Below are 12,431 nucleotides of genomic sequence, written 5' to 3' on the forward strand. Positions count from 1 at the left end.
TTGAACGTCCAATCAAAAACCGCTTTAATAGATAAACAAAGCTGATGAATGGAGTCTGAGAAATGCCCAAACTGGGGATGCAACCGATACGGCAGCGGCAGCTGATTGACGCCACCCTGGCCGCCATCAATGAAGTGGGAATGCACGATGCCACCGTCGCGCAGATTGCCCGGAGGGCTGGCGTATCGACCGGCATCATCAGCCACTATTTCAAGGATAAGAACGGGCTGCTGGAAGCGACGATGCGCGATATCACCGGCCAGCTGCGCCAGGCGGTGTTGAGCCGTCTGCACGCCCTGCCCGGCGCCGGCCCCCAGGAACGCCTGCGCGCCATCGTGGCGGGAAACTTCGACGACAGCCAGATAAGCAGCGCGGCAATGAAGGCCTGGCTCGCCTTTTGGGCCAGCAGCATGCATCAGCCGATGCTCTATCGCCTGCAGCAGGTCAGCAGCCGGCGACTGCTGTCGAATATCGTCTATGAGTTTCAGCGCGCCCTGCCGCGCGAAGAGGCGCAGGAGGCCGGATACGGTCTCGCCGCGCTGATCGACGGGCTGTGGCTACGCGCGGCGCTGAGCGGTAAACCGCTGGATAAAGCCCGCGCCGAAACGCTCGCCGAGCACTTCATCAGCAAATATCTGCCACCGACTTCTCACTAATGGAGGACCCATGTCCCGAATGGCCGAACAGCAGCTTTACATCGACGGTGGTTATGTTTCCGCCACCAGCGGTAAAACCTTCGAGACGATTAACCCCGCCAGCGGGGAAGTGCTGGCGACCGTCCAGGCCGCCGGCCGCGAAGACGTCGACCGGGCGGTAAAGAGCGCCCAAAAAGGGCAAAAAATCTGGGCGGCGATGAGCGCCATGGAACGTTCGCGCATTCTGCGTAAAGCGGTCGATATTCTGCGCGATCGCAACGATGAACTGGCGCGTCTGGAGACTCTCGATACCGGCAAACCGCTGAGCGAAACCGCCGCCGTCGATATCGTCACCGGCGCCGATGTGCTGGAGTACTACGCGGGCCTGATCCCGGCGCTGGAAGGGAGCCAGATCCCGCTGCGCGATAGTTCATTCGCCTACACCCGCCGGGAACCGCTGGGCGTCGTCGCCGGGATCGGCGCCTGGAACTACCCGATCCAGATCGCCTTGTGGAAATCAGCCCCGGCGCTGGCGGCCGGTAACGCGATGATCTTTAAGCCGAGTGAAGTCACCCCGCTCACCGCCCTGAAGCTGGCGGAAATTTACCGCGAGGCGGGACTGCCGGCGGGGGTATTTAACGTGCTGCCGGGCACGGGCGCCGAAACCGGCCAGTATCTCACCGAGCACCCGGACATCGCCAAAATCTCCTTTACCGGCGGCGTCGCCAGCGGCAAAAAAGTGATGGCCAACTCCGCCGCCTCCTCGCTGAAGGAAGTCACCATGGAGCTGGGCGGTAAATCGCCGCTGATCGTCTGCGAAGACGCCAACCTCGACCTCGCCGCCGACATCGCGATGATGGCTAACTTCTATAGCTCAGGACAGGTCTGCACCAACGGCACCCGGGTATTCGTTCCGGCGCGCCTGAAGGCGGCGTTTGAAGAGAAAATCCTCGCTCGCGTGGCGCGTATCCGCCCTGGCGATCTGTTTGCTGAAAGCACCAACTTCGGGCCGCTGGTGAGCTTCCCGCACCGCGATAACGTGCTGCGCTACATCGCGATCGGCAAGCAAGAAGGCGCGCGCCTGCTCTGCGGCGGCGAGGTGCTGAAAGGCGAAGGCTTCGACCGCGGCGCGTGGGTCGCCCCGACGGTGTTTACCGACTGCGATGACCAGATGACCATCGTCCGCGAAGAGATCTTCGGCCCGGTGATGTCGATTCTGAGCTACGACGATGAGGAAGAAGCGGTTCGCCGCGCCAACGCCACCGAATACGGCCTCGCCGCCGGCGTCGTCACGCCGGATTTAAACCGCGCCCATCGCCTGATTCATCGGCTGGAGGCCGGGATCTGCTGGATCAACACCTGGGGCGAATCCCCGGCGGAGATGCCGGTCGGCGGCTACAAGCACTCCGGGATTGGCCGCGAAAACGGCCTGCAGACGCTGCACAGCTACACCCAGATAAAATCCATCCAGGTTGAGATGGGTCAGTTTCAATCCATATTTTAACCAGGAGGTCATTTTTGCAGTTTGACTACATTATTATTGGTGCCGGTTCCGCCGGCAACGTACTGGCTACACGACTGACGGAAGATCCCCAGACCACCGTCCTGCTGCTGGAAGCGGGCGGCCCGGATTACCGTTTCGACTTCCGCACCCAGATGCCCGCCGCGCTGGCCTTTCCTCTACAGGGTCGGCGCTATAACTGGGCCTACGAGACCGAGCCTGAACCGCATATGAACAATCGCCGCATGGAGTGCGGACGCGGTAAGGGCCTCGGCGGGTCCTCGTTAATCAACGGCATGTGCTATATCCGCGGCAACGCTATGGATCTCGATAACTGGGCCTCGGCGCCGGGGCTTGAGCACTGGAGCTACCTCGACTGCCTGCCCTACTACCGCAAAGCGGAAACCCGCGATATTGGCGCCAACGACTACCACGGCGGCGACGGCCCGGTCAGCGTCACCACGCCAAAGCAGGGCAACAATCCGCTGTTCCACGCGATGATTGAAGCCGGCGTACAGGCCGGCTACCCGCGCACCGACGATCTTAACGGCTACCAGCAGGAAGGGTTTGGCCCCATGGATCGTACCGTGACGCCGCAGGGACGCCGCGCCAGTACCGCGCGCGGTTATCTCGACCAGGCGCGCGCGCGTCCCAATCTGACCATTCGCACCCATGCGCTGACCGATCGCATTATTTTTGCCGGCAAACGCGCCGTCGGCGTCGAGTGGCTGGAGGGCGACAGCACGGCGCCGTCAAACGCCACCGCCAGTAAAGAAGTGCTGCTCTGCGCGGGCGCCATCGCTTCGCCGCAAATCCTGCAGCGCTCCGGCGTCGGCAGCCCGGAACTGTTGCGCCAGTTCGATATTCCGCTGGTTCACGCCCTGCCCGGCGTCGGCGAGAACCTGCAGGATCATCTGGAGATGTATCTGCAGTACGAATGTAAAGAGCCGGTGTCGCTTTACCCGGCGCTGCAGTGGTGGAACCAGCCGAAAATCGGCGCCGAATGGCTGTTCGGCGGGACCGGCATCGGCGCCAGCAACCAGTTTGAAGCGGGCGGATTTATTCGCAGCCGTGAAGCCTTTGCGTGGCCGAATATTCAGTACCACTTCCTGCCGGTCGCGATTAACTACAACGGCTCAAACGCGGTGAAAGAGCACGGATTCCAGTGCCACGTCGGCTCCATGCGCTCCCCAAGCCGCGGCCACGTGCGTCTGAAGTCGCGCGACCCGCACGAACATCCGGCGATTCTGTTTAACTATATGTCCAGCGAACAGGACTGGCAGGAGTTCCGCGACGCGATTCGCATTACCCGCGAAATCATGCATCAGCCGGCGCTGGATAACTATCGCGGCCGGGAGATCAGTCCGGGGGCGGAGTGCCAGAGCGATGCCGAGCTGGATGAGTTTGTGCGCAATCATGCGGAAACCGCCTTCCATCCGTGCGGCACCTGTAAAATGGGCTACGACGAGATGGCGGTGGTGGATGGCGAAGGTCGGGTTCACGGGCTGGAAGGCCTGCGCGTGGTCGACGCCTCGATTATGCCGCAGATTATTACCGGCAACCTTAACGCGACCACCATCATGATTGGCGAAAAAATGGCTGACGCCATTCGCGGCCGTCAGCCGCTGCCGAAGAGCACCGCGGCGTATTACGTGGCGAACGGCGCGCCGGTTCGCCGGTAAGAGTAAGCCCCCACCCCTCTCCCTGCGGGAGAGGGTTAGGGTGAGGAAAAACTAGCGGAAATCTTCCAGCCGCTTTAGCTGCCGTCCATCAGCATCAAAGTTCTCCGGCGCCAGCCACGCCCGCAGCGCCGCGTCGCGCGCGGGCCATTCGCTATCGATAATCGACAGCATATCGCTATCGCGGGTGCGTCCTTTGCGTACCATCCTCTGACGAAGACGCCCCTCCCAGGTAAACCCCAGCCGGTCGGCGGCGCGGCGGGAGGCGAGATTCATCGAATCGCACTTCCACTCCAGCCGACGATAGCCGTGAGCAAAACCATTTTGCAGCAGCAGCCACACCGCCTCGGTCCCGAGCGGCGTATTTTTCATCGCCCGCGACCAGGTGACGTGCCCTATCTCCACCGTGCCCATCGCCCGCTCAATCGCCATATAGCTGACCAGCCCGACGGCTCGCTCGGCGCGCAAATCGATAACCGCATACGGCACCAGCCCGTCGTCCATAACCTTACCGGTGATCCAGTTCGCCGTTGACTCCACGCTCTGTGGGCAGGTGCTGGCAAGCCAGGTCCAGTCGCTGTCGTCGCCGAGGGCATAGGCGGCAAACAGATCCGCCGCGTGCCGCTCGGTATCCAGCGGCTCCAGCCGGCAAAAGCGGCCATTTAACGCCGTGCGGCGCAGAAGTCCCGCGCCCTGCCACCCTGGTACGCGATCGTTGACCTGCTGACCAAATTCATTAATTTCCGGCACGCTTATCTCTCCCGTAGTGTTATCAAATTGTTATATCAAGAAAGGCGAATGGCCGGAAGATGCCCGGTACGATCGATCGTCATAACCCCTTGGTCTTGCTTATGCTTTTTAAGCATAAACTTAGCCGATCTTTGACTTTACGCCCGTAATTAAGCGGCCTAACGTAGCGAAACATCAATAATCACAATAACTTTTTTCAGGGATCGCATATGACTAAAAAACTGCTGCCGCTGCTGGTGCTCGCCGCGTTATCCGCCGCCGTTGATGCCGCCACGCCGCCGGGGACCCTGGTGGTCGCGCAGGGCCTCGACGATATCGTCAGCCTCGACCCGGCGGAAGCCAACGAGCTCTCCAGCATCCAGACGGTACCGAGCCTTTATCAGCGCCTGGTGCAGCCGGACCGCGATAACCCTGAAAAAATCACCCCGATCCTGGCCGAAAGCTGGCAGGCCGATCCGGCGGCGCAAACCCTGACCATTAAGCTAAAGCCCGACGCCAAATTCGCCTCCGGTAACCCGCTGCGCCCGGAAGATGTCATTTACTCGTACACCCGCGCGGTCATCCTGAACAAATCGCCGGCGTTTATTCTTAACGTCCTCGGCTGGCAGCCGGATAACATCGCCAGCCAGCTGAAGAAGCTAGACGACCATACCCTGGAGCTACGCTGGACCGCCGACGTCAGCCCGGCGGTGGCGCTGAATATTCTCTCCACGCCGATCGCCTCTATCGTCGATGAGAAACAGGTCGCCCCGAACGCCAAAGATAACGACTTCGGTAACGGCTGGCTGAAAATGCACTCGGCGGGCAGCGGCGCGTATAAAATGCGGGTCTATCAGCCGCATCAGGCCATCGTGCTGGAGGCCAACAGCAGCGCACCCGGCGGCGCGCCGAAGCTGAAAAGCATCATTATTAAGAACGTTCCGGACCCGGCCTCACGTCGTCTTCTCATCCAGCAGGGTGATGCCGACGTGGCGCGCGATCTCGGCGCCGACCAGATTGCGGCTCTACAGGGTAAACCGGGCGTCAAGGTCCTCAGCATCCCTTCCGCTGAGCAGAACTATCTGGTCTTTAATACCGGCAACAGCGCCAACCCGCTGCTGAAAAACCCGGCCTTCTGGGAAGCGGCGCGCTGGCTGGTAGATTACAACGGCATCACGAAAGATTTGCTGAAGGGGCAATATTTCGTCCATCAGAGCTTCCTGCCGGTCGGCCTGCCGGGCGCGCTGGACAATAACCCGTTTACATTCAACCCGCAAAAAGCCAAAGACATCCTCGCTAAAGCGGGCATCAAAGAGGCGCATTTCACCCTCGACGTCGAAAACAAGCCGCCGTTTATCACCATCGCCCAGTCGATGCAGGCGAGCTTCGCCCAGGGCGGCGTGAAGGTGGATTTGCTGCCGGCCGCGGGTAGTCAGGTCTATGCTCGCGTGCGCGCCAAACAGCATCAGGCGGCGATTCGGCTGTGGATCCCTGACTATTTCGATGCCCACTCTAACGCCAGCGCCTTTGCGTACAACGACGGTAAATCCAGTACCGTCGCCGGGCTAAACGGCTGGCAGATCCCGGAGCTGAATAAAGCGACCCTGGCGGCAGTTGCCGAGCCGGACGCAGCGAAGCGCCTGGATCTGTATAAAAACATGCAGGAGGCGCTGCAGCGCAGTTCGCCTTACGTGTTTATCGATCAGGGTAAAACCCAGATTGTGGTTCGCGATAACGTGAAGGGTTATCAGCAGGGTCTCAATGCCGATATGGTCTGGTATGACCGGGTAACCAAATAACGCCTGGGGCAGGTACGATCGGGTAGCCCGGACAGGCGCAACGCGCCGCCTCCGGGAACGCAGGCCCCGATACCTTATGTTTTCCCGGTGGCGCTGCGCTGACCGGGCTACAACAACAGATCGCGCCAGCTGATAACACTGTACTTTTTACCAACGGAATAACCATGTCTGCTGTGTTACCCCCCCGAGCAGAGCGGCGCGCAAAACGCCCCCTGCTCGCGCTGTTTCAGGGACTGCTGACGCTGGCCCTGACGCTGCTCGGCCTGCTGCTGGTGACCTTTGCGCTCTCGGCGCTGTCGCCGGTTGATCGGGTGCTGCAAATCGTCGGCGACCACGCCAGTCAGTCCACCTATGATCAGGTACGTCACCAGCTCGGCCTCGACCAGCCGTTGCCGCTGCAGTTCTGGCGCTATCTGGTGAATCTCGCCCACGGCGATCTCGGTATCGCCAGCTCAACCGGCCAGCCGGTGCTGCACGACCTGCTTGCCGCTTTCCCGGCCACCCTCGAACTGGCCACGCTGGCGTTGATTATCGGCGCGCTGTCGGGCGTTATCGCAGGCGTTCTCTGCGCCCGCTACGTCGGCTCGCCGTGGGATCTGGCGATGCGCACCTTTACGCTGCTCGGCAACTCGGTGCCGATCTTCTGGCTCGGCCTGCTGATGCTGGCGCTGTTTTACGCCAAACTGCAGTGGACGCCGGGGCCGGGGCGGCTGGACGATATCTATCAGTACACCGTCGAACCGCGCACCGGCTTTGCGCTCATTGATACCTGGCTCTCGGGTGATAAAGAGGCGGTTAAAAACGCCGCCGGGCACCTGCTGCTGCCGGTGCTGCTGTTGGCCTATTATTCTCTGGCGAGCATTACTCGCCTGACCCGTTCCGCCTGCCTGAGCGAAATGAACAAAGAGTACATCCTGCTGGCCCGCGCCAAAGGGGCCGGTGAGATGACGATTCTACTGCGTCACGTCCTGCCCAATATCCGCGGCACCCTGCTGACGGTGACCGCCCTCGCCTGGACCGCCATGCTGGAAGGCGCGGTGCTGACCGAAACCGTCTTCTCCTGGCCGGGAATTGGCCGCTATCTGACCACCGCGCTCTTTGCCGGCGATACCACGGCGATTATGGGCGGTACGCTGCTGATCGGCGCGAGCTTTGTGCTGATTAATAACCTCACCGACCTGCTGGTGCGGCTGACCGACCCGAGGATACGCTGATGCCGGGCTATCTGTTTTTACGCCGCCTGCGCCGCTCTCCCGCCGCCTTTTGCGGCCTGATCATCATTACGTTACTCCTGCTGATTGCGCTCTTTGCGCCCTGGCTGGCTCCGCTCGACCCGAACTGGCAGGACGCCGCCGCGCGGCTGCAGGGTCCGGGCGCGCAGCACTGGCTCGGCACCGACAGCTACGGCCGCGATCTTCTCTCAAGGCTGATTTTCGGCGCCCGTCCGGCGCTGGGGCTGGTCGCGCTGGTGACGGCGATTACGCTCCCCGCCGGTCTGCTGGTGGGGATCCTGTCCGGCTATTACGGCGGCTGGCTGGAACGCGTGCTGATGCGTTTTACCGACGTGGTAATGTCGATGCCGCGGCTGATTCTGGCCTTCGCGTTTGTCGCGATGCTCGGCCCGGGCCTGGTGAACGGCGCCCTGGCGCTGGCGCTGACGACCTGGCCCGCTTACGCCCGTCAGGCGCGCAGCGAAATTCAGCGCTTGCGCCATAGCGACTATCTGGCGGCGGCGGAGATGATGGGCATTCGCGGCTGGCGTCTGCTGATGGGTCATATTCTGCCGCTCTGTCTGCCCTCGGCTATCGTCCGGCTGGCGCTGGATTTAGCCGGGATTATTCTCGCCGCTGCCGGTCTTGGCTTCCTCGGCCTCGGCGCCCGCCCGCCAATGGCGGAATGGGGCGCGATGATCGCCGACGGCATGCAGGTCATTTTCGACCAGTGGTGGATCGCCGCCGCCCCTGGCGCCGTTATCCTGATCGCCAGCCTGGCGTTTAACCTGCTGGGCGATGGCCTGCGCGACGTTCTGGAGCCGCAACATGACTGATACTCGCCTGATCGTTCAGGGACTGACCATCGACTATCCTACCGCCAGAGTGGTGGACCATTTAAGCTTCACGCTCGGCAACGAGCGGCTGGCGCTGGTCGGCGAATCCGGCTCCGGTAAATCCATGACCGCCCGCGCCCTGATGGGGCTGGTACGCCGGCCCGGCGTCGTCAGCGCCGAGGCGCTCAACGTGCTGGGGCGCGACGCATTAACCCTTCGCGACCGCGGCTGGCGCGAGCTACGCGGCAACGATATAGCGATGGTGCTGCAGGACCCGCGCTACGCGCTCAATCCGGTAAAAAGCATTCAGGCGCAGCTGGAAGAGGCATTAACTCTGCATCAGCGCCTTAGCCGCCGCGCGCGGCTGGAGGCGGTCAAAGCCGCCGTTGCCGCCGTCGGTCTGGATTTACCGGTGCTCAACCGTTATCCAGGCGAACTCTCCGGCGGGATGGGCCAGCGGGTGATGATTGCCCTTGCGCTGCTCAATAATCCGCAGGTGCTGATCGCCGATGAGCCCACTTCAGCCCTCGATGCCCGGCTGCGCAATCAGATCCTCGAACTGCTGGTAGAGCAGTGCGAACAGCGGCGGATGGCGATGCTGTTGATTAGCCACGACCTGCCGCTGGTGGCCGAGCACTGCCAGCGGGTGCTGGTCCTGTATCAAGGGGAAAAGGTCGATGAGATGGCGGCGCGAGATCTGCCGACGGCGACGCATCCCTACACCCGTACGCTCTGGACCTGTCGCCCGGCCGCGCAAACTTACGGTCAGATGCTGCCGACCCTCGACCGAACCCTGAACTTGACGGAGGCGGCGCATGGCGGTCGTTAATCTCAAGGATTTACAGGTTATTTTTGGCGAAAAAACCGCGGTGTCCGCCGCCAGCTTTGCCGTTGACGCGGGAGAAACGTTCAGCCTGATCGGCGCATCCGGCTGCGGAAAATCAACGATTCTGCGGGTATTAGCCGGGCTGCAGCGGGACTGGCGCGGCCGCGTTGAACTGTTTGATAAGGCCATTACGCCGGGCCTGCGTTTTCAGGGCGAGCTGCGGCGCAACGTACAGATGGTGTTTCAGGACCCGTACGCTTCGCTGCATCCCAATCATACGCTATGGCGCACGCTGGCGGAGCCGCTGAAAATTCACGCTATCGGCGAGATCGAACATCGGGTGTCCACCGCCCTGCAAGAGGTGGGGCTGCCTGCCGACGCCGCGCGCCGCTATCCGCACCAGCTTTCCGGCGGCCAGCGCCAGCGGGTGGCGATTGCTCGCGCGCTGCTGCTGCGGCCAAAGATTCTGCTGCTGGATGAGCCAACGTCGGCGCTGGATATGTCGGTGCAGGCGGAAATACTGAATCTGCTCAATCGGCTAAAGCAGGAGCACGGAATGACCTATCTGCTGGTCAGCCACGATGCCGATGTGATTGCCCATATGTCGGACCGGGCGGCGTTTATGGCGGAAGGCGTGATTCAGCGCTTCTTTGACCGCGAAGCGCTGGTGAACGGCGAACATCGGATAGGCTGAAAACCCGCCCCCGCTCGCGCTACGCTTAGCGGGGCTACGGGTTCGCCGCCATCTGCGAGAAGGTCGCCCGGGTAAGGCATTTACGCCGCGACCCGGGAAATCATCCCCTTATTTCGCCAGGCTCGCGAAGCGGGCGAATACCGCATCAAAAATCGCCAGCCCTTTTGCCACCTGTTCGGCGCTGATGGTGCACGGCGGCACCACGTGAATGCGGTTCTCCACCACAAACGCCAGCAGGCCGGCTTCGGTTAACGCGCCTTTAATGGCCGCCATATCGGCAGCGGTCAGCGGAGTTTTCCGCTCGCGGCTGCTGACCAGCTCCAGCGCCTGGAACAGACCGCGGCCGCGCACGTTGCCGATAATCGCGTGCTTCTCCGCCAGCGCTTCCAGCCCCGGACGCAGCACTTCGTTGCCGATGGTCGCCGCGTTCTCCACCACCTTCTCTTCCTTCATCGCGTCAATGGTGGCGACAATCGCCGCCATCGCCAGCGGATGGCCGGAATAGGTCAGCCCCCCGGCAAAGAAATGGTCATCAAAGTAGCGGGCGATTGGCTCGCTAATCAGCACGCCGCCGGCCGGGACGTAGCCGGCGTTAACCCCTTTGGCGAAAGTCACCAGATCCGGCACCACGCCATCCTGCTCGAAGGCGAACCAGCTCCCGGTACGACCAAAACCGGCCATCACTTCATCGAGGATCAGCACAATGCCAAACTCGTCGGCCAGCGCCCGCACGCCCTGCATATAGCCCTCCGGCGGGACAAGAATCCCGGCGGTGCCCGGAATCGACTCCAGCAGAATCGCGGCTATCGCGTTCGGGCCTTCGCACTCAATCATCCGCCGCAGATGGGCCAGCGCGCGCTGGCACTCCTCCTCTTCCGTCGTGGCGTTAAATTCGCTGCGGTAGAGATAGGGATTAAAGAAGTGCACGTGACCGCGTGAATACTCATTCGGCACGCGGCGCCAGTCGCCGGTGGCGGCAATCGCGCTGCCGGTATTGCCGTGATAGGAGCGATAGGCGGAGAGCACTTTATCGCGCCCGGTATAGAGCCGCGCCATACGGATGGCGTTCTCGTTGGCGTCGGCGCCGGCGTTGGTGAAGAACACTTTGCTAAAGCCTTCCGGCGCCAGCTCGACAATCCGCTTCGCCGCTTCGCCGCGGGCGAGGTTGGCGGTGGCGGGCGCGATGGTCACCAGCTCTTCCAGCTGGGCTTTCATCGCCGCCAGCACGCGAGGATGCTGATAGCCAATGTTGACGTTGACCAGCTGGCTGCTGAAATCCAGGTAAGTATTGCCTTCGTAATCCCACAGCTCGCAGCCTTTTGCCCCGGCGATCACCAGTGGATGTAAATTGCCCTGCATCGACCATGAATGAAACACATAAGCGCGATCCAGCTGCCGAACTTCATCATTGCTTATCGCTACCTCGTTCTGTAGTGCCAGCTTCATACCCTGCCCTCTCTCATGTCGTTGTTGTTGGCCTCATCATTGGCCGTGCGGGGGAGAAACGGATAGAGCCAGTCAGGCGAAAATGATGTGACACCGTGTCACATCGCCGCGCGCCGACTGGCCCTGTGCCCGCACGCGCGCGGTTTTTATAGTGGGAGCGACAACCTGCACAGGAGAATGAAATGGCAACGAGCAAAGTGGTGTTTATTACCGGGGCGACCTCGGGATTTGGGGAAGCAGCGGCGCAGGTCTTCGCCGATGCGGGCTGGTCGCTGGTGCTGAGCGGACGCCGCTTTGAGCGGCTGAAGACGCTACAGGATAAGCTCGCCTCGCAGGTGCCGGTGCACATTATCGAACTCGACGTACGCGATAGCGATGCGGTGGCCGCGGCCGTGGCGGCGCTGCCCGCGGGCTTCGCCGATATCACGACGCTGATTAACAACGCCGGGCTGGCGCTGTCGCCGCAGCCCGCGCAGAAAGTGGATCTGGACGACTGGAAAACGATGATCGACACCAACGTCACCGGGCTGGTCAACGTGACCCACGCGCTGCTGCCGACGCTGATTAACCACGGCGCGGGGGCGAGCATCATCAATATTGGCTCTATCGCCGGGCAGTGGCCCTATCCCGGCAGCCACGTCTACGGCGCCAGTAAGGCTTTCGTGAAGCAGTTCAGCTATAACCTGCGCTGCGATCTGCTCGGGACCGGGGTGCGCGTGACCGATCTCGCACCGGGCATTGCCGAAACGGAATTTACCCTGGTGCGCACCAAAGGCGACCAGGCGGCGTCGGACAACCTGTATCGCGGTACCACGCCGCTGAGCGCGCGGGATATTGCCGAACAGATGTTCTACATCGCCACGCTGCCGGACCATATGAATATCAACCGGGTCGAGGTGATGCCGGTGCGTCAGGCCTGGCAGCCGTTCGCCATCGATCGGGATTAAGGTTTGGTAGAGCGGAGAGGCGCGTAAGCGCCGCCTCCGGGAAAGTGTGCAGGGGTTCCGTTCACTATTATCCCGCAGAAAATGTCTCACCGTGGTAGGTGAACGGGTAAAGGGGGAGAAAACCGTCT

Annotated in this window: 11 protein-coding genes; 9 read left to right on the forward strand and 2 right to left on the reverse strand. The window is 61.8% G+C overall.

The features are described 5' to 3' along the window. Positions 1–62: 62 nt before the first annotated feature. From betI to betA, 3 genes are read left to right on the forward strand one after another with little or no spacing between them, the layout of a single operon-like run. Entirely contained in the window at positions 63–656 is a 594-nt protein-coding gene (gene betI, locus ABLU88_RS25020) for a transcriptional regulator BetI (RefSeq protein ID WP_046876878.1), read from the forward strand. Positions 657–666: 10 nt separating this feature from the next. Further along, the gene (gene betB, locus ABLU88_RS25025) at positions 667–2,139 is read left to right on the forward strand and encodes a betaine-aldehyde dehydrogenase (RefSeq protein ID WP_224237385.1); all 1,473 of its coding nucleotides are present in this window, start codon (positions 667–669) and stop codon (positions 2,137–2,139) included. 14 nt (positions 2,140–2,153) lie between these two features. Then, positions 2,154–3,818, forward strand: a complete 1,665-nt coding sequence (gene betA / locus ABLU88_RS25030; RefSeq protein ID WP_014837759.1) for a choline dehydrogenase — start codon at positions 2,154–2,156, stop codon at positions 3,816–3,818. Between the two features lie 51 nt (positions 3,819–3,869). Here betA and ABLU88_RS25035 read toward each other — a convergent pair whose 3' ends face one another. Further along, entirely contained in the window at positions 3,870–4,565 is a 696-nt protein-coding gene (locus ABLU88_RS25035) for a GNAT family protein (RefSeq protein WP_014228336.1), read from the reverse strand. 209 nt (positions 4,566–4,774) lie between these two features. Here ABLU88_RS25035 and ABLU88_RS25040 point away from each other — a divergent pair, with 209 nt between their 5' ends. From ABLU88_RS25040 to ABLU88_RS25060, 5 genes are all read left to right on the forward strand, one after another. Beyond that, positions 4,775–6,343 (forward strand): ABC transporter substrate-binding protein, encoded by a 1,569-nt coding sequence (locus ABLU88_RS25040; RefSeq protein ID WP_224237383.1) that lies wholly within the window; start codon positions 4,775–4,777, stop codon positions 6,341–6,343. A gap of 164 nt (positions 6,344–6,507) precedes the next feature. Continuing rightward, positions 6,508–7,557 (forward strand): ABC transporter permease, encoded by a 1,050-nt coding sequence (locus ABLU88_RS25045; protein ID WP_064358083.1) that lies wholly within the window; start codon positions 6,508–6,510, stop codon positions 7,555–7,557. Then, on the forward strand, positions 7,557–8,390 hold the full coding sequence (locus ABLU88_RS25050; RefSeq protein ID WP_154919351.1) for an ABC transporter permease: 834 nt from the start codon (positions 7,557–7,559) through the stop codon (positions 8,388–8,390). Before ABLU88_RS25045 ends, ABLU88_RS25050 begins: the two co-directional genes overlap by 1 nt. Next, positions 8,383–9,219, forward strand: a complete 837-nt coding sequence (locus ABLU88_RS25055; RefSeq protein WP_046876883.1) for an ABC transporter ATP-binding protein — start codon at positions 8,383–8,385, stop codon at positions 9,217–9,219. Before ABLU88_RS25050 ends, ABLU88_RS25055 begins: the two co-directional genes overlap by 8 nt. Next, positions 9,206–9,910: an ABC transporter ATP-binding protein gene (locus ABLU88_RS25060; protein ID WP_025107055.1), complete on the forward strand. Its 705-nt coding sequence runs from the start codon at positions 9,206–9,208 to the stop codon at positions 9,908–9,910. Before ABLU88_RS25055 ends, ABLU88_RS25060 begins: the two co-directional genes overlap by 14 nt. 108 nt (positions 9,911–10,018) lie before the next feature. Here the strand turns inward: ABLU88_RS25060 and ABLU88_RS25065 are convergent, their stop codons facing one another. Beyond that, positions 10,019–11,356 (reverse strand): aspartate aminotransferase family protein, encoded by a 1,338-nt coding sequence (locus tag ABLU88_RS25065; protein ID WP_038424195.1) that lies wholly within the window; start codon positions 11,354–11,356, stop codon positions 10,019–10,021. Positions 11,357–11,538: 182 nt separating this feature from the next. On the opposite strand from ABLU88_RS25065, the gene ABLU88_RS25070 reads away from it, so the two are divergent. After that, a complete protein-coding gene (locus ABLU88_RS25070; RefSeq protein WP_032748618.1) occupies positions 11,539–12,303 on the forward strand; it encodes an SDR family NAD(P)-dependent oxidoreductase in 765 nt (254 codons plus the stop codon). Positions 12,304–12,431: the final 128 nt, after the last annotated feature.

Source organism: Klebsiella sp. GW_Kp182, from assembly GCF_040062275.1.
Classification (GTDB): domain Bacteria; phylum Pseudomonadota; class Gammaproteobacteria; order Enterobacterales; family Enterobacteriaceae; genus Klebsiella; species Klebsiella michiganensis.

Bases quoted from the DNA above. Each gene is read 5' to 3' on its own strand.
- ABLU88_RS25050 (WP_154919351.1), top strand. From the start codon at position 7,557: ATGCCGGGCTATCTGTTTTTACGCCGCCTGCGCCGCTCTCCCGCCGCC.
- ABLU88_RS25065 (WP_038424195.1), bottom strand. From the start codon at position 11,356: ATGAAGCTGGCACTACAGAACGAGGTAGCGATAAGCAATGATGAAGTT.
- betI (WP_046876878.1), top strand. From the start codon at position 63: ATGCCCAAACTGGGGATGCAACCGATACGGCAGCGGCAGCTGATTGAC.
- betB (WP_224237385.1), top strand. From the start codon at position 667: ATGTCCCGAATGGCCGAACAGCAGCTTTACATCGACGGTGGTTATGTT.
- ABLU88_RS25070 (WP_032748618.1), top strand. From the start codon at position 11,539: ATGGCAACGAGCAAAGTGGTGTTTATTACCGGGGCGACCTCGGGATTT.
- ABLU88_RS25055 (WP_046876883.1), top strand. From the start codon at position 8,383: ATGACTGATACTCGCCTGATCGTTCAGGGACTGACCATCGACTATCCT.
- ABLU88_RS25040 (WP_224237383.1), top strand. From the start codon at position 4,775: ATGACTAAAAAACTGCTGCCGCTGCTGGTGCTCGCCGCGTTATCCGCC.
- ABLU88_RS25060 (WP_025107055.1), top strand. From the start codon at position 9,206: ATGGCGGTCGTTAATCTCAAGGATTTACAGGTTATTTTTGGCGAAAAA.
- ABLU88_RS25045 (WP_064358083.1), top strand. From the start codon at position 6,508: ATGTCTGCTGTGTTACCCCCCCGAGCAGAGCGGCGCGCAAAACGCCCC.